The organism is Saccharococcus thermophilus (assembly GCF_011761475.1).
GTDB lineage: Bacteria > Bacillota > Bacilli > Bacillales > Anoxybacillaceae > Saccharococcus > Saccharococcus thermophilus.
In genome coordinates this window covers 2393931-2414031 of the sequence record NZ_JAASRS010000001.1, presented here as the reverse complement: position 1 = coordinate 2414031, position 20101 = coordinate 2393931, and the positions used below count along the sequence as shown (strand labels likewise).

The following is a 20101-nucleotide window of genomic DNA, read 5'->3' as shown; positions in this document are numbered from 1 at the left end:
AAAAAGAAAATGGAGGGATACATATGGCAGAGCGTATGGTAGGAAAACAAGCACCTCGCTTCGAAATGCAAGCAGTATTGCCAAACGGCGACTTCGGACGTGTCAGCCTTGAAGAAAATATGAAAAACGGCAAATGGACTGTGCTCTTCTTCTATCCAATGGATTTCACGTTCGTATGCCCGACAGAAATCACGGCAATTTCTGACCGCTATGATGAGTTTGAAGATTTAGATGCCGTTGTGATCGGCGTATCAACAGACTCTGTATATTCTCATAAAGCTTGGATGAATGTACCTCGCGAAGAAAACGGTATTGGAGAAATTAAATATCCATTAGCAGCAGACCCTACTCACCAAGTTTCTCGCGACTACGGCGTTCTTATTGAAGAAGAAGGTGTTGCGCTTCGCGGTCTATTCATCATTGACCCAGAAGGTGAATTAAAATACGCAGTTGTTCACCATAACAACATTGGCCGCAGCGTAGACGAAGTATTGCGTGTGCTACAAGCTTTACAAACTGGCGGTCTTTGCCCAGCAAACTGGAAACCAGGTCAAAAAACATTGGAAGTATAATGGATCATGTAATTAGAAAGGTCTAACTCGACGTTAGACCTTTCTTTAACAATGGAGGGATGAATATTGAAACTACGTGAACCAATGCCCGAATTAACGGGAGCTACCGCAACGCTCAACGGCGAAGTAACAAGAGACCAATTGATTGGGGAAAAACCAACATTAATTCATTTTTGGTCAGTAAGCTGCCATCTTTGCAAAGAAGCAATGCCACAAGTAAATGAGTTTCGCGACCGCTATAAGGATAAACTGAACGTCATTGCCGTTCACATGCCGCGTTCAGAAAAAGACTTGGATATCGAATTGGTCAAAAAAGTTGCCGAAGAACATGGCATTACGCAGCCGATTTTAGTGGATAACGAACATAAAATTACCGATGCTTTTGAAAATCAATACGTGCCTGCTTACTACGTATTTGATGCGGAAGGCAAACTGCGTCATTTCCAAGCAGGCGGAAGCGGCATGAAAATGCTCGAAAAACGGGTAAACCGCGTATTGGATGAAACGGAAAAGGCACAGCAGTAATAATAGGAAAAAAAACAGCTGTTCCTGCTTAGGAACAGCTGTTTTTTTATACTTCCATAATAATCGGTAAAATCATCGGTCTCCGTTTTGTTTTTTCATATAGGAACGGAGCGAGGGTATCCGTAATTTCGTTTTTAATTTCCGACCATTGATTTGTTTTGCGCTCAAGCACTTTTTCAAGATGTTTCGTAATGAGGGCCTGCGCTTCATTGATTAAATCGCTCGATTCGCGCATATAGACGAACCCGCGTGAAATAATATCCGGACCGGCCGCGATTTTAAACTCTTTCATGTTAATGCTGACAACGACGATGACAAGGCCTTCTTCCGATAGAATGCGGCGGTCGCGCAAGACGATATTCCCGATATCGCCGACTCCGCTACCGTCAATGTAGACGGAGCCGGATGGAATTTTGCCGACGATACGTGCGTCATTTTCGCCTAACCCAAGCACTTCGCCGTTATCCATAATAAAGCAGTTTTCTTCCGGAACTCCGCAATCGATTGCAAGATTGGCATGCATTTTTTGCATGCGATATTCGCCGTGAATCGGCATAAAATATTTCGGCTTCATTAAACGGATCATTAGCTTTTGCTCTTCTTGTCCGCCGTGTCCGGAGGTATGAATATCGTTCAGTGGTCCATGGATAACTTCAGCCCCGGCGCGGTACAGCATATTAATCGTTCGATTGACACTTACCGTATTGCCCGGAATTGGCGAAGAAGAGAAAACAACCGTATCGCCAGGCATAATTTGGATTTGGCGATGGGTGCCATTGGCGATGCGCGACAGCGCCGCCATTGGTTCTCCTTGACTGCCAGTACATAAAATCGTTACCCGGTTGGCAGGAAGACGGTTGATTTCATTGGCATCAACAAATGTATCTTTCGGGCATTTAATATATCCAAGCTCTTGGCCGATTTCAATCGCGGCCTCCATGCTTCTTCCGAACACAGCAATTTTCCGATTGTTCATCACGGCCGCTTCCGTTACTTGCTGCAGCCGATGAATGTTGGAGGCAAATGTCGCAAAAATAATGCGTCCTTGCACTTTGCGGAAAATATCATGAATGCTTTCGCCGACGCGGCGTTCTGACATTGTGAAATGCGGAATTTCGCTGTTCGTGCTGTCAGAAAGCAAACAAAGAACCCCTTCTTTTCCTATCTCCGCCATTTTTGTCAAGTTTGCTGGTTCGCCAACTGGGGTAAAGTCAAACTTAAAGTCACCTGTATGAACGATTTGACCGACTGGAGTTTTAACGACAATTCCGTAGCTGTCAGGAATGCTGTGCGTCGTCCGGAAAAACGTCACCGCTGTTTTATGAAAACGAATGACATCGTCTTCGCGAATTTCAATTAGTTTTGCCCGGCGCAGCAACCCATGCTCTTCTAGCTTGTTGCGGATTAATCCAAGCGCTAATTTTCCACCGTAAATAGGAATATTGACTTGCTTGAGCAAGTATGGAATTCCACCGATATGATCCTCATGCCCGTGAGTGATGAACAGTCCTTTTACCTTTTCTGCGTTTTTTACTAAATACGTATAGTCAGGAATGACATAGTCGATTCCAAGCAACTCATCTTCCGGAAACTTAATTCCCGCGTCAATGACAATAATTTCATCTTGAAATTGTACGCCATATGTATTTTTTCCGATTTCCCCTAATCCGCCGAGAGCAAATACGCCAACTTGTTGATCACTTAAAAATTTCATATTCAAATCTCCAATACTTTAAAATCAGGATTTTTCTTTTCATATTCTAGATGAGCTCCCTCTAACGGCTGAATGTATTCGATGTTCATCGTGCGTCCTTGCAGTTTTTGGCGTACTTCCCGTTCCGACTTTGCTTCAATATAGATGGTTTTTGTTTTTTCCCTCACAGGCACTTCATCAGGATTCTCCTGGTAAAACACTTTAAAAATCATTGCCAAATCTCTCCTTATTGAACGATTATTTCTTTAACTTTTTTATTATATATAAAATAAGGGTAGTTTTCATGTTTTTTCGCTATTGTGATGGCAAATGGTAAATGAAAATGGGATAAGTTGAGAGGAAAAACATGATATGTACCATCTTTGACGAATTTTTATATTTTCATTCGCTTCTTTTAGAAAGAAGCCCTTCTTAGGGAAGGGCTGTTATCGTAAAGGTTAGGCGATCGATTTTTTCCGGAGCAAATCTTTCCATTGTTGAAGCAGCTTTTTTTTCAGCTTTTTCAACATTTTCATCACTCCTTACTTTTTATTGTACTCATTTCTTGGTGAATGTAAATGTCCTTTCTATTATATATTATATGTGAACAAAGGCTTGTTTTTCATGGATAAAAGTGGAACGGGGATACGACTGTTGTTTGACATTTTCAGTTTTTTTCAGTACGATAAAGAATGAAGAAATTAAGCATTAAGGGGAAGAGACTGTGAAGAGAAAAATCGTGTTTTTTGACATTGATGGAACGCTGCTTGATGATGAAAAGCAACTCCCGCCGTCGACGATAAGAGCGGTTCAGGAATTGAAAAAGGCGAATGTTTATGTAGCGATTGCCACAGGCAGAGCGCCGTTTATGTTTGCTAACTTGCGAAAGCAGTTAGGAATTGATTCTTTCGTCAGTTTCAACGGACAATACGTAGTATTCGAAGGAGACGTTATTTATAAGCATCCCCTTGAGCGGCAAAAATTGCATGAATTAAAGGAAGATGCGCACCAAAACGGTCATCCGCTCGTTTTTATGAACGCGAATGAGATGAGAGCGAGCATGGAGAATCATCCGTATATCCATGTCAGTATGGGAAGCCTGAAATTTCCTCATCCTCCGTTTGATCCGCTTTATTATGAAAATGAAGACATTTATCAAGCGCTTTTATTTTGCAAGGCAGAAGAAGAACAAATGTATATAAAAGCATATCCGCAGTTTCGCTTTGTCCGCTGGCATAATGTATCGACCGACGTATTGCCGGTAGGAGGATCGAAGGCCGAGGGAATCCGAAGAATGATTGAGAAACTCGGCATTGCGAAAGAGGATGTGTACGCGTTCGGCGACGGGTTGAATGATATCGAAATGTTAAAATTCGTGGGAACTGGCGTTGCGATGGGCAACGCACGGGAGGAAGTGAAAAAAGCAGCCGATTTCATTACAAAACCGGTTGGGGAAGAAGGAATATTATACGGATTAAAACAGCTCGAATTAATTCCGTAAAAAGGGCATATATCCAGATGTGGGGATATATGCCCTTTTTGCGTTTAACGTTCGATGGGAATGGCATTATCCGGCACTTTAAAAGGATTTTGCGGATCGATATGGTCATAAAACATAATGCCGTTTAAATGATCGATCTCATGTTGAAAGACAATGGCAGGCAATCCTTTTAAGCGCAAGGTTACTTCTTCGCCATCGATCGTCGTCCCTGTTACGGTAATGCGGGCATAGCGCGGCACATATCCTGGAACGTCGCGGTCGACGGACAAACATCCTTCTCCGCTCGTTAAGTAGCATTGTTGAACAGAATGGCTGACGATTTTCGGATTAAATAACGCATAGCTATATAACGTGCCTTTCTCGTCGGTGACATGAACGGCAATCATTCGCTTCGATACATTAATTTGCGGCGCGGCTAATCCAATTCCCGGACGCAATCCATATTTTTCGGCAAGTTCGGGATTTTGGCTCATTTTTACGTAATCAAGAAGGCTTTGCAAAATTTGCTTATCTTCTTCCGACGGAGGAAGAGAAACGGGTTCGGCTATTTTTCGCAGCGTTGGATGTCCCTCTTTAATAATATCTTTCATTGTAATCATCATATCTTCACTCCCCGTATGGCGTTGATGTCTGAATTAAGTCTAACAAAAATGTATTTTGGACGTAAACTAAAATGAAAAAGATGGATCAGGAAGGAAGAGAAATAAAAGGCGACAGACAAAAGAAGTGATTGTATGATATATGGAAATAATATATTTGCGTGATGGAGGCCGATTTTTTATAGCCTCCTTATATTTTGAGAAAATATAAAACAGAATTAATACAGGTTTATGATTTGTAATATAACAGATTACATACAAATACTCTTGTTATATCATTTAATTATTAAAAAATCACGATAAATCAAAGTAATTGACGGATAATAAAATAAAGTGTAAACTTAAATCTGTAGACAAAGTTGTACTAATTTCGTTAATTAAATAATTAATACAGATGTTTTCTATCTTTTTTCGTCCCTTTACGCCGTGGAACAAGGGCAACTGTTTTTTATTTATCCACGATTTGGGGTAAATTAATGCTATATGAATCAATGTTGACTGATCCTTATTTTTTAAATTTACGAAAGGTAGAGGTGAACAGAATGGGTGTAAAAACATCCCAATTTAATTTTACAGAGCAGCTTGAAAAAATTGCTGAGCAATTCCCGACATTTCAAATTTTAAACGAAGAAGGAGAGGTAGTAAACGAAGCGGCAATGCCGGACTTAAGCGACGATCAGCTTAAAGAATTAATGCGCCGCATGGTATACACCCGCATTCTTGACCAACGCTCCATTTCGTTAAACCGTCAAGGGCGTTTAGGCTTCTATGCGCCAACAGCAGGACAAGAGGCAAGCCAAATTGCGAGCCATTTCGCATTGGAAAAAGAAGATTTTATTTTGCCTGGATACCGTGACGTTCCACAAATTATTTGGCACGGTCTTCCGCTTTATCAAGCGTTCTTGTTCTCACGCGGTCACTTCCACGGCAATCAAATTCCGGAAGGGGTAAACGTACTGCCGCCGCAAATTATTATCGGTGCCCAATACATTCAAGCAGCAGGCGTGGCGTTAGGATTGAAAAAACGCGGCAAAAAAGCAGTAGCCATTACATATACAGGTGATGGCGGCACATCGCAAGGAGATTTCTACGAAGGAATCAACTTTGCGGGAGCGTTTAAAGCACCGGCAATTTTCGTTGTGCAAAACAACCGCTTTGCTATTTCTACTCCTGTTGAAAAACAATCGGCAGCAAAAACGCTCGCGCAAAAAGCGGCAGCGGCAGGAATTCCAGGCATTCAAGTTGATGGAATGGATCCATTAGCCGTATATGCTGCCGTACGTGCTGCTCGTGAGCGCGCGATTAATGGCGAAGGGCCGACGCTCATTGAAACATTATGCTTCCGCTACGGTCCGCATACGATGTCAGGGGACGACCCAACTCGCTATCGTACGAAAGAATTGGAAAATGAATGGGAGAAAAAAGATCCGCTTGTCCGTTTCCGTAAGTTTTTGGAAAACAAAGGCTTATGGAGCGAGGAAGAAGAAAACAAAGTAATTGAACAAGCGAAAGAAGAAATTAAAGAAGCCATTAAAAAAGCGGATGAAACGCCAAAACAAAAAGTAACGGATTTAATTAGCATCATGTATGAAGATCTCCCATTTAACTTAAAAGAACAGTATGAAATTTATAAAGAGAAGGAGTCGAAGTAAGCCATGGCGCAAATGACAATGATTCAAGCGATCACGGATGCGTTGCGCATCGAATTAAAAAACGATCCGAACGTGTTAATATTTGGGGAAGACGTTGGGGTCAACGGCGGTGTATTCCGGGCGACAGAAGGATTGCAAGCGGAGTTTGGCGAAGACCGGGTATTTGACACGCCTCTTGCTGAATCAGGAATCGGTGGGCTTGCGATTGGACTAGCCCTGCAAGGATTCCGTCCGGTTCCGGAAATTCAATTCTTTGGCTTTGTCTATGAGGCAATGGATGCTATTTGCGGGCAAATGGCGCGCATCCGCTATCGTACCGGCGGTCGCTACAACGTTCCGATTACGATTCGTTCTCCGTTTGGCGGCGGCGTGCATACACCGGAATTGCACTCTGACAGCTTGGAAGGATTAGTCGCGCAACAGCCTGGATTAAAAGTAGTCATTCCTTCCACTCCGTACGATGCAAAAGGCTTGCTTATTTCTGCTATTCGTGACAACGATCCAGTTATTTTCTTGGAACATTTAAAATTATATCGTTCGTTCCGTCAGGAAGTGCCAGAAGGAGAATACACGATTCCAATCGGCAAAGCGGACATCAAGCGGGAAGGAAAAGATATTACGATCATCGCTTATGGCGCGATGGTGCATGAATCGTTAAAAGCAGCGGCAGAATTAGAAAAAGAAGGCATTTCTGCGGAAGTAGTCGACTTGCGCACCGTTCAGCCGTTGGATATTGAAACGATTATTGGTTCCGTCGAAAAAACCGGACGGGCGATCGTTGTGCAAGAAGCGCAAAGACAAGCGGGAATTGCAGCCAATGTGGTGGCAGAAATTAATGAACGGGCAATTTTAAGCCTCAAGGCTCCTGTGTTGCGCGTCACCGCTCCAGATACGGTCTATCCGTTCTCTCAAGCGGAATCGGTATGGCTGCCTAACTTTAAAGATGTCATGGAAACAGCGAAAAAAGTTATTAACTTCTAAACGATCATAGGTGAGAAGAGGGAGAATTTACCTTCTCCCCTCTTTCCCTACATTTTCTTGAAAAGACAATTAGGAGGTCGACAAACAGTGGCATTTGAATTTAAGCTGCCGGATATCGGCGAAGGCATTCATGAAGGAGAAATCGTCAAATGGTTTGTCAAACCTGGCGATGAAGTCAATGAAGACGATGTTTTGTGCGAAGTGCAAAACGATAAAGCGGTCGTAGAAATCCCTTCTCCTGTCAAAGGGAAAGTATTAGAAATTTTAGTAGAAGAAGGAACGGTAGCGACCGTTGGCCAAACATTAATTACGTTTGATGCGCCTGGATATGAAAATATGACGTTTAAAGGCCAAGAACAAGATGAGCCGAAAGAGCAGGAAAAAACGCAAGAAGTGTCGAAAGAAGAAAAGGGCGAAGCGGCAGCCCCACAAGCAGAACCGGCTAAACAGCAGGAAGTGGATCCGAACCGTCGCGTCGTCGCAATGCCTTCTGTGCGTAAATATGCCCGTGAAAAAGGTGTCGATATTCGCCTTGTGCAAGGAACCGGAAAAAATGGCCGCGTGTTAAAAAGCGATATTGACGCATTCCTTGCCGGCGGTGCGGCAGCGGCGCAAACACAAGAAGCACCAGCCGCAAAAGAAGAGAAAACAGCGGCTGCAGCAGCCCAACAACCTGTTGTGCTAGAAGGCGAGTTCCCAGAAACTCGCGAGAAAATGAGTGGCATCCGCCGCGCGATTGCCAAGGCGATGGTCAATTCGAAACATACAGCGCCACATGTTACTTTAATGGACGAGGTGGATGTGACAAAACTGGTTGCGCATCGCAAAAAATTCAAAGAAATTGCAGCGGAAAAAGGCGTCAAGCTTACATTCTTGCCATATGTGGTAAAAGCATTGACATCAGCGCTGCGTGAGTTCCCAGTTTTAAATACATCCATTGATGACGAAACGGAAGAAATCATTCATAAACATTATTACAACATCGGTATTGCTGCCGATACGGACCGCGGATTGCTCGTTCCTGTCATCAAACATGCGGACCGCAAGCCGATTTTTGCTCTTGCAAAAGAAATTAATGAACTTGCGACAAAAGCACGCGAAGGAAAACTAATGCCTAACGAAATGAAAGGTGCTTCTTGCACGATTACCAATATCGGTTCTGCCGGCGGTCAATGGTTTACTCCAGTCATTAACCATCCGGAAGTAGCAATTCTTGGAATCGGACGCATTGCCGAAAAACCAATTGTCCGTGACGGCGAGATCGTAGTCGCTCCGGTATTGGCGCTGTCGTTAAGCTTTGACCATCGCATGATTGATGGCGCTACAGCGCAAAAAGCGTTGAATCACATTAAACGTTTATTAAATGATCCTGAATTATTATTAATGGAGGCGTAAAACAATGGTAGTTGGCGATTTTGCAATTGAAACAGAAACGCTCGTTGTCGGTGCAGGTCCTGGCGGTTATGTGGCTGCGATTCGCGCGGCCCAGCTAGGCCAAAAAGTAACCATTGTAGAAAAAGGCAACCTTGGCGGTGTATGCTTAAACGTCGGATGTATCCCGTCTAAAGCGCTTATTTCCGCAAGCCATCGCTATGAAACAGCGAAACATTCCGAAGACATCGGAATTAAAGCGGAAAACGTGACCGTTGATTTTTCGAAAGTGCAACAATGGAAAGCAAGCGTCGTGAAAAAATTAACAGGCGGCGTCGAAAGCTTGTTGAAAGGGAATAAAGTAGAAATTGTGCAAGGCGAAGCATATTTTGTCGACGCCAATACGGTGCGTGTCGTCAATGGGGACAAGGCGCAAACATATACATTTAAAAATGCTATTATTGCAACAGGCTCCCGTCCGATCGAACTTCCAAGCTTTAAGTTTTCCAATCGTGTGCTTGATTCCACAGGTGCGCTCAGCCTGCAAGAAATTCCAAAATCGCTTGTCGTCATCGGCGGCGGGTATATTGGCGTGGAATTAGGTACAGCGTATGCAAACTTTGGAACAAAAGTAACGATCGTCGAAGGTGCGGATGAAATTTTATCTGGTTTTGAAAAACAAATGACGTCTATTGTGAAACGTCGCTTAAAGAAAAAAGGCGTCGAAATCTTCACCAATGCGCTTGCTAAAGGTGTGGAAGAGCGGGAAGACGGCGTGACGGTTACTTTTGAAGTAAAAGGAGAAACGAAAACAATTGACGCAGACTATGTGCTTGTAACGGTAGGGCGTCGTCCGAATACCGATGAGCTTGGTTTAGAACAAATCGGTATCAAAATGACGGATCGCGGTTTAATTGAAGTGGATAAACAATGTCGGACAAGCGTGCCGAATATTTTTGCCATCGGCGACATCGTTCCGGGACCGGCGCTTGCCCATAAGGCGTCCTATGAAGGAAAAATCGCTGCCGAAGTAATCTCCGGAAAACCGTCTGAAGTGGATTACATCGCGATTCCAGCCGTTGTATTCTCTGATCCGGAATGCGCTTCTGTCGGCTATTTTGAACAACAAGCAAAAGATGAAGGAATCGATGTCGTAACGGCAAAATTCCCGTTTGCCGCAAATGGCCGCGCGCTTTCTTTGAACGATACTGACGGATTTGTGAAGCTTGTCACCCGTAAAGAAGACGGTGTCATCATCGGCGCGCAAATTATCGGTCCGAACGCTTCCGATATGATTGCCGAACTCGGGTTTGCCATCGAAGCGGGAATGACGGCGGAAGATATCGCATTAACGATTCACGCTCATCCAACGTTAGGCGAAATCGCAATGGAAGCAGCAGAAGCTGTTCTTGGCACTCCAATTCATATTATCACTAAATAAGTGGATAAATGGGTTTCAGACGAATGTCTGAAGCCCATTTTGTGTTATAAATGACCTTTCTTGTCCACTGATCAATAATATTTTCCCTTGCTTGTTCATATTGTTATGGTAGAGAAGATGCGGGGGATGATCAATGAAAGAATATGTGGCATTTTTACTGCAAATGATGATTTGGAGCAGCTTTTCCCTGATCGAATGGCTGTCAGGGCGGGATCGGCCATTTTTTAAAGGAATGATGCTTTGCGTATTTTTATATATTGCCTTTTTATTGGCGCGAAAACTCGGTTTGCGCACCCGCAAAGCGTTTTGGACGACGACATTGACGGCTGTTGCGTACTTTACTTGTCAGCATTTTGTCTGGGAGGCGTTTCAGTAAAGAATAAAAAATGATAGCGGAACCGCTATCGTTTGTAAAAGTACATCACTTTTCCGTTAAACAGATGGAGTTCTCCCTCTAGTTTTTTGGCGAGAAACTTGCAAAACTCGTTCGCTTTTCCTTTATCGCCGTATGTCGCCTCATTAGGTAGTGTAATTTGAATAAATGTTCGTTCACTTTCCCCGCTTGATTTCGTATGCGGACCGACGCTGACGATCATCGCTCGATAACGGTGACCGTCTCCTTTTAAATAAAACCACTTTCCCTTTCCTTCATCCGTCTCCACCAGCTGATATGGAAAAGCGGCTTGTTCGTACCTCCATCCGAGCTGTTCTCCTGTTTTGCTTAAGATATCCCGGTAATAGCGAAACAATTGCTTCACTTCTTCTAATGTAATCGTTTTCTGTTTCGACGCGGGAACGAGCTTTATGTATGCATGTGTCGCCATATACATCACCTCTATCGTTAACATCCCATTTTTTATTGTATCATGTTTATGTAAGAGAAAACTATTGATTTTAATATATTTTGGAATTATAATAATATTCAAAATATTTATAAGGGGGGAGTTTATGATTTTATTTGAAAAGCTATATGATGAGCATGAAAAAGTAAAAGTTCGGTTTGTTGGATTTACGTCAAAGGATAACCGCTACGATTTTGGAATTGTGTATACGAATATGTTTTTTGGAAAACCTCTTGTTATTTGCATGCAAACCGGCCGCTCTACCCTCCTCGATCCAAAAGACGCAGAAAACCACGAGTATTTACAGCAAATTTTCCGCATCGACACGGAAGAGCAAGCTGCTGATTTAGCGGAGTTCTTCTCTGCTGTCCTTCCATTCACATCCGTTCATCCCGAATATGAATATTAATAAGCGAGTATTGTTACTCGCTTATTTTGATGAGTAAAAATTAAATGTGACATACAAATTGAGTGTTGACAACATAAATGTGATATATTATTATTGAATTAGCTAATGAATATATCATCATAAAGGAGTTTTGGGGATGGGCACAATTGTATGTCAAACATGTGGTGCGACGATTGCACACTTTGAAGATGAAAAAGTGACAACGCTTTACGGAAAATGTTGCGGATGCAATTGCGACGAGACTGAAGAAGAAGGAGAATAAAGAAAAGGTCAAACGATGGGGGAAGGTTTGCACATAGCGCGCATGTGAAAGGGGCACATGCGCGCCTTTATTTTTGATAACAAAAAAGCGTAAGCTAACTTGCTTACGCTTTTTTAACTTTCTCCCGCTCTTAAATGAAGGTGGGAGAAGTTCATCGGATTGGCTTATGTTCTTTAATGACACGCAATGTTTGCAGGGTATCGTCTTCCGGACCTTGCACCGGCAGACCGACTTCCAAATTCTTTTTGATATAGTTTAAATTTTCTTGGGTAATAATTTCCCCAGGAATGAAAATCGGAATTCCTGGCGGATACACCATGACAAATTCCGCGATGATCCGTCCTACCGATTCGTCAAACGGCACAACTTCCGTTTCCGCGTAAAAGGCATCACGCGGAGTTAACGCAAGAGCAGGGATGTCCGGCAATAATACTTTCGGTTTTACTCCTTCCGCCGCCTGATGGCGGAATTGTTCAGATAAATGGCGAAGGGCATTAACAAGCGCGTTCGTTTCCCGCTCCGTATCTCCAGGGGTAATAAGGCATAAAATGTTGTACAAATCGGATAACTCTACTTCAATGTTGTACATTTCCCGCAGCCATTTCTCGACGTCGTATCCCGTTAAGCCTAGTTCTTTGACAGAGATAGTAAGCTTGGTTGGATCGTAATCATATGTTGCTTCCGTTCCTAAAATTTCTTTTCCAACACAATAAAGATAAGGGATTTCGTTTATTTGTTGCCGAGTCTTTTCGGCAAGCTGAATAGTTTTTTCAAATTGTTCCCGTCCTTGTGTAGCCAGCCATTTGCGCGCAACATCTAAAGAGGCTAGCAACAAATAAGAAGTAGATGTTGTCGTGAGCATGCTTAAAATAGCTTGTACGTGTTTTGCGGATACGAGCCCTTCACGCACGTTTAAAATAGAACTTTGCGTCAAAGAACCGCCTAGTTTATGAACGCTTGTTGCAGCCATATCCGCTCCGGCCTGCATAGCGGAAAGCGGAAGATCTTCATGAAAATGAATATGGACACCATGCGCTTCATCAACGAGAACAGGAACGTGGTAGGAATGTGCGATTTCCACAATTTTTTTCAAATCTCCGGCGATACCAAAATATGTCGGATTAATAACGAGAACTCCTTTTGCATCGGGATGTTGTTGAAGTGCTTTTTCTACCGAGTCCGGTGTAATTCCATGTGAAATCCCGAGTTCCTTATCAATTTCCGGATGAATGAAAATCGGTGTTGCGCCAGAAAAGACAATGGCAGACATGATCGATTTATGCACGTTGCGCGGAACGATAATTTTGTCGCCAGGCCCAACTACCGACATCACCATTGCCATAATGGCACCGCTTGTTCCTTGGACAGAAAAAAATGTATAATCAGCCCCAAATGCCTCAGCGGCTAACTCTTGAGCGCGCTTGATAATGCCTTTTGGGTGGTGAAGATCATCGAGAGGACCGATATTAATCAAATCCATCGATAGCGCATTTTCTCCGATAAAATCACGAAACTCAGGGTCCATCCCTGCGCCTTTTTTATGGCCAGGAATATGAAATTGAATAGGATTTTTCTTAATATGCTCCAATAGTCCGGTAAACAATGGTGTTTCAAACTGTGACAATGTTTTTTCACACCTCTTTTTGCATAAAAATAAAACAAGTGCATTATAGCATGTATTTTTTTGTTTGCAAAGCATAAATCGATGATAAAAATTTTCTATCACATAGATTGAGAATAAAAGAGGAAAATAGCCATGTCAACAAGAAACATAGTATACTTAATAAGAAGGAGGGATAAGCATGATTTGGAAAACAAGAGTGACAGAGTTGCTTGGCATTACATATCCGATTATTCAAGGAGGGCTTGCTTATTTAGCGTACGCCGATTTGGCGGCCGCGGTCTCTAACGCCGGAGGCCTGGGACAAATTACGGCGATGTCGCTGGAAAGCCCGGAGCGATTGCGCGAGGAAATTCGCAAAGTAAAAGAAAAAACCGATCGTCCATTTGGCGTCAATTTTGCCATTGGACAGCACGGCCGTCCGTTTCAGCATATGCTCGAAGCCGCATTGGAAGAAGGGGTGCCCGTTGTTTCCGTAACGGGAGGAAATCCGGCTCCATTTTTTGAGCAACTAAAAGGGACAAGCGTGAAAAAACTGGTGTTGGTTGCCGCTGTTCGTCAAGCGGTTAAAGCGGAAGAACTCGGTGCCGATGCAGTGATGGTAGTCGGCCAAGAAGGGGGCGGCCATTTAGGAAAATATGATACAGGAACGTTCGTTCTTATTCCGAAAGTAGTCGATTCGGTGTCGATTCCGGTTATCGCTTCAGGCGGCATCGGCGATGGGCGCGGCTTGATGGCGGCATTGGCGCTTGGGGCGGAAGGCATTGAAATGGGCACGAGATTTATTGCGACAAAAGAATGCGTTCACGCCCATCCGATCTATAAAGAAATGCTGGTGAAAGGATCGGAGAATGATACGGTCGTCATTAAACGGACGTTAGGAGCGCCGGGGCGTGCGATTGCCAATGAGTGGACGCAAAAAATATTAGAAATCGAGGAAGAAGGAGGAACCTACGAGCAGCTGAAAGAATATATCAGCGGCGAAGCAAACCGGCGCTTTATTTATGAAGGAAAAGTAAGCGAAGGGTTTGCCTGGGCCGGACAAGTGATGGGATTAATTAAAGACATCCCAACGGTGGCGGAATTGTTTGCGCGCATGATTAGCGAAGCGGAACAAATCCGGCGCAGATGGGCAAACTAACGTTGGAGGTGCCGGCGATGAATTATTCCTACCCGTTTTCCTACGACTGGTCCACGCAAGAAATTATTGATGTCATCAAATTTTTTGAAGCGATTGAAACCGTCTATGAAAAAGGAATGGAGCGGGAAAAATTGATGAACGTATACCGCCGTTTTAAAGAAATTGTTCCAAGCAAAAGTGAAGAAAAAAATTATGTGATGAATTTGAACAGGCAAGCGGCTATTCATCCTATCAAGTAATGAAAAAAGCAAAAGAAGCAAAAAATGGCGACTGGATTCACATGGAATGAATGAACCGCATAGATGTAGGTGAATACACAAATTTGTTGCATACACTCCTTTTTTCACATAATATATATAAAACAAAATAACTATCAGAAAATTCCGTTATTTATGCTAATGGTTTTTCGGGATCATAGCGAAAGGGGTGCTTATGCACATGAAAAAAACAATGAATTCGGTGAAGCGTACGGACGGAGAGAAGCGCATGGCGGTATTGCGATTGGAATTAGATTATGAGTTAGCGACGCTGTATGAAGCGATGATGGAAAACGATGAAGAAAAGAAAAAAGAGTGCAAACGAAGATTGGAAAAACTGCGTCAAGAATTAATGCGCCTTCAAGTATGACAACACATTTAAGGCGAACCATATCCACGGTTCGTTTTTTTCTTGAATCGTGCCGGCGCCCCTTTCGTTTATGAAATATTTTTTATGCGTACATACTTCGCAGAAAGCAGGAGGATAGATATGCAAAAAACATGGGAAGAAATCGATCATTATGCCAGACAATGGATAAAAGAAGCAGGGACAAGAATCCGCGCTACATTTGCAGAAAAGCTGACGGTGGAAACGAAATCGCATCGTAACGATCTCGTCACCAATGTCGATCGCGAAACAGAACGCTTTTTTATTGAAAACATAAGAAAAACATTCCCCCACCATCACGTACTAGGAGAAGAGGGGTTTGGCGATAACATCACCACCCTCGAAGGCGTTGTCTGGATTATTGATCCGATCGATGGGACGATGAATTTTGTTCATCAGCAACGAAACTTTGCGATTTCTATCGGTGTGTTTGAAAATGGAGTCGGAATGTTGGGATACGTGTACGACGTCGTGCAGGATGAACTGTATGCTGCGCGCAAAGGGGAAGGGGCTTTTTTGAACGAGAAGCCGCTGGCCCCTTTAGAACCGGTATCTGTTTCCGAAGCGATCATTTCGCTCAATGCCACATGGGTCACCGAAAATAAACGAATTGATCCGAGCGTATTGGCTCCGCTTGTCAAAGATGCGAGAGGGACGCGTTCGTACGGATCGGCGGCGCTCGAAATGGCATATGTTGCCGCAGGTCGTTTGGACGCCTATATTACGATGCGATTGTCACCGTGGGATTTTGCTGGTGGGCTTGTGCTGGTGCAAGAAGTCGGCGGCATTGTGACAAATCTGTATGGCGAGCCGCTTCGTCTTCTGGAAAAAAACTCCGTATTTGTGTCGAAGCCGGGATTGCATGAAGAAATTTTACAAAAATATATCCATAGTTAGAACGGGACAAACTGGAAGATTGTCCCGTTTTCTATAGCATTCCTTTTTCGCGCATTCGTTTTTTGCGGGCGAATCCGATGCCGACAATAACCAATAAAGCGACCACCGATAAAATAACGCCGATAATGCTTTGTTCCGCGATAAAAATGCCGATGGCCATAATAGCGATGACCGCGAATATCGCTAATAAAAGCGGGATTGGTTGAACCTGCTTCATTTGTTTATGATTCTCCCTTCCTGTGCAACGTTAAAATTTTGCGTTTTTCTTTAGTGTACAGGAAAATATGCTGCTTTTCTATCTTTATGATATAATAAACAAGCAGTTTACACATAGGAGTGACACACCTTGACGAAAAGAAGAGAAGATCTTCGCAATATTGCAATTATCGCACATGTGGACCATGGCAAAACAACGTTAGTCGATCAATTATTGCGGCAATCAGGAACGTTCCGTGAAAACGAACATGTAGAAGAGCGTGCTTTGGATCGGAACGATTTAGAAAGAGAACGTGGGATTACCATTTTAGCCAAAAATACTGCCGTTCAGTATAAAGGAACGCGCATTAATATTTTAGATACGCCAGGTCATGCTGATTTCGGCGGGGAAGTAGAACGGATCATGCGGCTCGTTGATGGTGTTTTATTGGTCGTAGACGCCTATGAAGGCTGCATGCCGCAGACGCGCTTTGTGTTGAAAAAGGCGCTTGAGCAACAGCTGACACCTATTGTCGTCGTCAATAAAATCGATCGTGAGTTCGCGCGGCCGGAAGAAGTCGTCGACGAAGTGATTGACTTATTTATTGAATTAGGAGCATCGGAAGACCAGCTCGAGTTTCCGGTTGTCTATACTTCGGCGTTGCACGGAACGGCCAGCTTGGATCCTCACAAACAAGAGAAAGATATGAGCGTATTATTTGAAACGATTATCGATCATATTCCAGCGCCGATGGACAATCGCGAGGAACCGCTGCAATTTCAGGTGGCGTTGCTGGATTATAACGAATACGTCGGCCGGATTGGCATTGGCCGGATCTTTCGCGGTACGATGAAAGTCGGGCAACAAGTGGCGCTAATGAAATTGGATGGTTCGGTGAAAACGTTCCGCGTTACCAAACTGTTTGGGTTTATCGGCTTAAAACGGATAGAAATTACCGAGGCAGAAGCGGGAGATATTGTTGCGGTGGCAGGAATGGAAGATATTAACGTCGGGGAAACGGTATGCCCGCTTGATCATCAAGAAGCATTGCCGCCGCTTCGCATTGATGAACCGACTTTGAAAATGACGTTTTTAGTGAACAATAGCCCGTTTGCCGGACGCGAAGGCAAGTATGTGACGGCAAGAAAGCTGGAAGAACGCCTGCGCACCCAGCTTGAAACGGATGTCAGCCTGCGCGTGGAAAACACCGATTCTCCGGATGCGTGGATCGTTTCCGGTCGTGGCGAGCTCCATTTATCGATTTTGATCGAAAACATGCGCCGCGAGGGATATGAGCTGCAAGTGTCCAAGCCGGAAGTGATTATGAAAGAAATCGATGGGGTGCTATGCGAACCGGTGGAACGGGTCATCATTGATATTCCTGAAGAATATACCGGGGCAATTATGGAATCGATCGGGGCACGCAAAGGTGAGATGGTGGATATGGTCCATAATGAAAATGGACAAGTGCGCCTCGTCTTTATGGTACCTTCGCGCGGATTGATTGGTTATCGAACAGAATTTATGTCATTGACACGTGGATATGGAATTTTAAACCATTCGTTTGACCATTATGCGCCGGCGCAAAGCGGACAAGTAGGCGGCCGCCGCCAAGGAGTGCTCGTTTCCATGGAAACCGGTAAAGCAACGGCATATGGCATTATGCAGCTAGAAGACCGCGGAACGATTTTTGTTGAACCTGGAACAGAGGTATATGAAGGAATGATTGTCGGCGAGCACAATCGCGAAAACGATTTGGTCGTCAATATTTGCAGGGAAAAACATATGACGAACATGCGCTCGTCGACCAAAGAGCAAACGGTTACGATGAAAAAGCCGCGTTTAATGACGCTTGAAGAAGCGCTTGAATACTTAAATGACGATGAATATTGTGAAGTAACGCCAAAGTCGATTCGCCTGCGCAAGAAAATATTAAATAAAAGCGAGCGCGAAAAGCTGGAAAAGAAAAAGAAATCGGCACAGCAGGCGAAATAAGGGAGGGGATTTGGTGAATGTTTTAGAACGCCTGACATTTTTCGCGTCCTTATATAAAGTGAACACAAATCCGGAGAAAGGGATGTGGCTCCTTTACATTACGATCTTTCTTTTGGCTGCCATTGTGTACCGCCTTGGTTTTGCCAAAAAACTTCCTTTGCTCAAAAACGTCATTATCTATGTACTGTTAGCGTTAGGTTGTACGATTTTAACATTTTTTGCTGTATTTTTGCCAATTGCAGAAGGATTGGTGATCGCCTCCCTCGTATTAATTATTTATAAAGTCCGCCTATACCAATCCAAAAAAACAAGATGAAAGAAGAAAAGCGAGGCGGTAAAACGATGAAATCGCTGCAAGATGCCCTTTATAACTGGCTGACGATTGATGTGGTGGCCAAGGCGCGTCCGGACGATATGGCGGCGCAAGAGACAGCTTCCTTTTTTTACGAAATACTAAGAAATGATTTTCAAATTACTGAACTGGAAGCAAATAAAGATGGAGCCGGGGAAATGTATATCGTCCACTACAAGCGAAACGGGGAAGAGCAAGTGGCGCGATTTCCGGCGGAGTTAATTGAAGTGATGCTGAAGCAAATGGAAATGAATCCAGAAAAATATCGCAACTATCTTTCCTAGAAAAAGCCGGGGTTGGTTGTTCCCGGCTTTTTGATGTAAAACCTAGGATAACGCCGCTGGCAAGCCTGAAAAGAAGGACGGTTACAATCGACAAATTACCATTCATCATCAGACAATGTGGAACGATATATACGGAATTTTCCGGTTGCCAGCCGCGCCTTCGTTTTTTCGGCGATGCGATCGTAGCACTCCTGACACATATAGGTGTGAATAGGGCGGTTGCGCAGCCGTTTTGCCAGCAGTGATTCATCATCAATCGTATCAATTCGGTCGCAAAGAACGCATTTTACTCTCATTGTCCACCTCGTTGGTTCATGAAAATTTTTACCAGAAAATAGTCGGAAAGACTTCCACTTCAACCGTGGGCAAGCGAAAGACGAGTTGGCTTCATTAATTATATCACGAATCCAAACATAGATGATACATATGCGGCAGCGCGATGGCATTCATAAATAAAGAGCTTAGCTTTGCGGCTAGGCTCTTTATTTATTTAAGTATTCATTCGATTGTTTTTCTTGGCGGTGATGGAGCTGCCGCTCTTCTTTCTTGTTTAGCTGCGAATCATTTTCACCGGTTGGCTCCGGTGGCGTCGTTTCCAATAAATCACTAGGCACTTCCGGCATCACTCGTCCGACAATATCGGCGATTTCGTTCATAAACGCCTGAACGGGACGGCCGTTATTCACTTGTCTGGCGATGTTTTTCAAGCGGGCATACAGATCAGGATCAGCGATGATAATGGCGTTGGCTCCATAAGGATCTTTTTGCAGCGCTTCGGCAACGGAATATTTAATCGTTCCCACCCGCGAAGCATCAATATTGGCACCGATATCGATGCCAACAATGGCATATTTTCCAACCACAAGCACGGTCGCATCGTTTACGTTTGGCACGCGATTGGCTAAATCAGCGAGGTGGTGGGCAATATCTTGGCCAGCCTCATTCGTTATTTTTTCATTTGTCGAGTTTTTGACGCGAACAAGCGAGCGTTCTGTATCGTTGGCACGCTCATCATTTCCTATATTACATCCCCCCAATAAGCAAATGCATAAGGCAATCAACCAATATCGGCTCCAGTTCATCGTTTACACACCTCTGTCTCATTTTTTACTTTATTTTGCA

25 protein-coding genes are annotated in these 20101 nt (G+C 43.8%); 17 read left to right on the top strand and 8 right to left on the bottom strand.

Annotated elements, in window-relative coordinates:
- Positions 1-23 precede the first annotated feature (23 nt).
- A complete protein-coding gene (locus BDD39_RS12545; protein ID WP_166911111.1) occupies positions 24-572 on the top strand; it encodes a peroxiredoxin in 549 nt (182 codons plus the stop codon).
- A gap of 66 nt (positions 573-638) precedes the next feature.
- A complete protein-coding gene (locus tag BDD39_RS12540) occupies positions 639-1097 on the top strand; it encodes a TlpA disulfide reductase family protein (RefSeq protein WP_166911109.1) in 459 nt (152 codons plus the stop codon).
- Between the two features lie 46 nt (positions 1098-1143).
- On the opposite strand, the gene rnjA is transcribed toward BDD39_RS12540, so the two are convergent.
- Both rnjA and BDD39_RS12530 read right to left on the bottom strand, forming a co-directional pair.
- Positions 1144-2811: a ribonuclease J1 gene (rnjA, locus tag BDD39_RS12535; protein WP_166911107.1), complete on the bottom strand. Its 1668-nt coding sequence runs from the start codon at positions 2809-2811 to the stop codon at positions 1144-1146.
- A gap of 2 nt (positions 2812-2813) precedes the next feature.
- Positions 2814-3023 carry a DNA-dependent RNA polymerase subunit epsilon gene (locus BDD39_RS12530; RefSeq protein WP_166911106.1) on the bottom strand — a complete coding sequence of 70 codons (210 nt, stop codon included), beginning with the start codon at positions 3021-3023 and terminating at the stop codon, positions 2814-2816.
- Positions 3024-3514: 491 nt separating this feature from the next.
- Between BDD39_RS12530 and BDD39_RS12525 the strand changes: the two genes are divergently transcribed.
- Positions 3515-4291 carry a Cof-type HAD-IIB family hydrolase gene (locus BDD39_RS12525; RefSeq protein WP_166911104.1) on the top strand — a complete coding sequence of 259 codons (777 nt, stop codon included), beginning with the start codon at positions 3515-3517 and terminating at the stop codon, positions 4289-4291.
- 44 nt (positions 4292-4335) lie between these two features.
- Here the strand turns inward: BDD39_RS12525 and def are convergent, their stop codons facing one another.
- On the bottom strand, positions 4336-4890 hold the full coding sequence (gene def, locus BDD39_RS12520) for a peptide deformylase (protein WP_166912403.1): 555 nt from the start codon (positions 4888-4890) through the stop codon (positions 4336-4338).
- Positions 4891-5432: 542 nt separating this feature from the next.
- On the opposite strand from def, the gene pdhA reads away from it, so the two are divergent.
- From pdhA to BDD39_RS12495, 5 genes are all read left to right on the top strand, one after another.
- Positions 5433-6542, top strand: coding sequence for a pyruvate dehydrogenase (acetyl-transferring) E1 component subunit alpha (gene pdhA / locus BDD39_RS12515; RefSeq protein WP_166911102.1), 1110 nt, complete (start codon positions 5433-5435; stop codon positions 6540-6542).
- Between the two features lie 3 nt (positions 6543-6545).
- Positions 6546-7523: a pyruvate dehydrogenase complex E1 component subunit beta gene (gene pdhB / locus BDD39_RS12510; RefSeq protein WP_166911100.1), complete on the top strand. Its 978-nt coding sequence runs from the start codon at positions 6546-6548 to the stop codon at positions 7521-7523.
- Between the two features lie 87 nt (positions 7524-7610).
- Positions 7611-8918: a 2-oxo acid dehydrogenase subunit E2 gene (locus BDD39_RS12505; RefSeq protein WP_166911098.1), complete on the top strand. Its 1308-nt coding sequence runs from the start codon at positions 7611-7613 to the stop codon at positions 8916-8918.
- A 4-nt stretch (positions 8919-8922) separates the two neighbouring features.
- Positions 8923-10335 (top strand): dihydrolipoyl dehydrogenase, encoded by a 1413-nt coding sequence (gene lpdA / locus BDD39_RS12500; protein WP_166911096.1) that lies wholly within the window; start codon positions 8923-8925, stop codon positions 10333-10335.
- Between the two features lie 133 nt (positions 10336-10468).
- Complete coding sequence (locus BDD39_RS12495; RefSeq protein ID WP_166911094.1) at positions 10469-10711, top strand: hypothetical protein; 243 nt, start codon at positions 10469-10471, stop codon at positions 10709-10711.
- A 25-nt stretch (positions 10712-10736) separates the two neighbouring features.
- On the opposite strand, the gene BDD39_RS12490 is transcribed toward BDD39_RS12495, so the two are convergent.
- Positions 10737-11159: a DUF1885 family protein gene (locus BDD39_RS12490; protein ID WP_166911092.1), complete on the bottom strand. Its 423-nt coding sequence runs from the start codon at positions 11157-11159 to the stop codon at positions 10737-10739.
- 124 nt (positions 11160-11283) lie between these two features.
- Between BDD39_RS12490 and BDD39_RS12485 the strand changes: the two genes are divergently transcribed.
- Together BDD39_RS12485 and BDD39_RS12480 are read left to right on the top strand one after the other, a co-directional pair.
- Positions 11284-11586 (top strand): DUF3055 domain-containing protein, encoded by a 303-nt coding sequence (locus tag BDD39_RS12485; protein ID WP_166911090.1) that lies wholly within the window; start codon positions 11284-11286, stop codon positions 11584-11586.
- A 136-nt stretch (positions 11587-11722) separates the two neighbouring features.
- Positions 11723-11848: a GapA-binding peptide SR1P gene (locus BDD39_RS12480; RefSeq protein WP_166911088.1), complete on the top strand. Its 126-nt coding sequence runs from the start codon at positions 11723-11725 to the stop codon at positions 11846-11848.
- A gap of 151 nt (positions 11849-11999) precedes the next feature.
- On the opposite strand, the gene BDD39_RS12475 is transcribed toward BDD39_RS12480, so the two are convergent.
- Positions 12000-13472 carry an aminotransferase class I/II-fold pyridoxal phosphate-dependent enzyme gene (locus BDD39_RS12475; RefSeq protein ID WP_166911086.1) on the bottom strand — a complete coding sequence of 491 codons (1473 nt, stop codon included), beginning with the start codon at positions 13470-13472 and terminating at the stop codon, positions 12000-12002.
- 178 nt (positions 13473-13650) lie between these two features.
- Here BDD39_RS12475 and BDD39_RS12470 point away from each other — a divergent pair, with 178 nt between their 5' ends.
- The 4 genes from BDD39_RS12470 (at position 13651) to BDD39_RS12455 (ending at position 16152) form a co-directional block, all read left to right on the top strand.
- Entirely contained in the window at positions 13651-14610 is a 960-nt protein-coding gene (locus BDD39_RS12470; RefSeq protein ID WP_166911084.1) for an NAD(P)H-dependent flavin oxidoreductase, read from the top strand.
- Between the two features lie 17 nt (positions 14611-14627).
- Complete coding sequence (locus BDD39_RS12465) at positions 14628-14849, top strand: UPF0223 family protein (protein WP_380741354.1); 222 nt, start codon at positions 14628-14630, stop codon at positions 14847-14849.
- Between the two features lie 199 nt (positions 14850-15048).
- A complete protein-coding gene (locus tag BDD39_RS12460) occupies positions 15049-15237 on the top strand; it encodes a hypothetical protein (protein WP_017434648.1) in 189 nt (62 codons plus the stop codon).
- 120 nt (positions 15238-15357) lie between these two features.
- Entirely contained in the window at positions 15358-16152 is a 795-nt protein-coding gene (locus BDD39_RS12455; RefSeq protein ID WP_166911082.1) for an inositol monophosphatase family protein, read from the top strand.
- Between the two features lie 31 nt (positions 16153-16183).
- Here the strand turns inward: BDD39_RS12455 and BDD39_RS12450 are convergent, their stop codons facing one another.
- Positions 16184-16369, bottom strand: coding sequence for a YlaF family protein (locus BDD39_RS12450; RefSeq protein WP_166911080.1), 186 nt, complete (start codon positions 16367-16369; stop codon positions 16184-16186).
- A 129-nt stretch (positions 16370-16498) separates the two neighbouring features.
- Here BDD39_RS12450 and typA point away from each other — a divergent pair, with 129 nt between their 5' ends.
- From typA to BDD39_RS12435, 3 genes are read left to right on the top strand one after another with little or no spacing between them, the layout of a single operon-like run.
- Positions 16499-18343 (top strand): translational GTPase TypA, encoded by a 1845-nt coding sequence (typA, locus tag BDD39_RS12445; protein ID WP_166911078.1) that lies wholly within the window; start codon positions 16499-16501, stop codon positions 18341-18343.
- A gap of 13 nt (positions 18344-18356) precedes the next feature.
- The gene (locus BDD39_RS12440; RefSeq protein ID WP_166911076.1) at positions 18357-18659 is read left to right on the top strand and encodes a YlaH-like family protein; all 303 of its coding nucleotides are present in this window, start codon (positions 18357-18359) and stop codon (positions 18657-18659) included.
- Between the two features lie 26 nt (positions 18660-18685).
- On the top strand, positions 18686-18979 hold the full coding sequence (locus BDD39_RS12435) for a hypothetical protein (protein WP_166911074.1): 294 nt from the start codon (positions 18686-18688) through the stop codon (positions 18977-18979).
- Between the two features lie 95 nt (positions 18980-19074).
- Here the strand turns inward: BDD39_RS12435 and BDD39_RS12430 are convergent, their stop codons facing one another.
- Both BDD39_RS12430 and BDD39_RS12425 read right to left on the bottom strand, forming a co-directional pair.
- Positions 19075-19275, bottom strand: a complete 201-nt coding sequence (locus BDD39_RS12430; RefSeq protein WP_166911072.1) for a YlaI family protein — start codon at positions 19273-19275, stop codon at positions 19075-19077.
- A 186-nt stretch (positions 19276-19461) separates the two neighbouring features.
- Positions 19462-20061 (bottom strand): YhcN/YlaJ family sporulation lipoprotein, encoded by a 600-nt coding sequence (locus BDD39_RS12425; protein WP_166911070.1) that lies wholly within the window; start codon positions 20059-20061, stop codon positions 19462-19464.
- Positions 20062-20101: the final 40 nt, after the last annotated feature.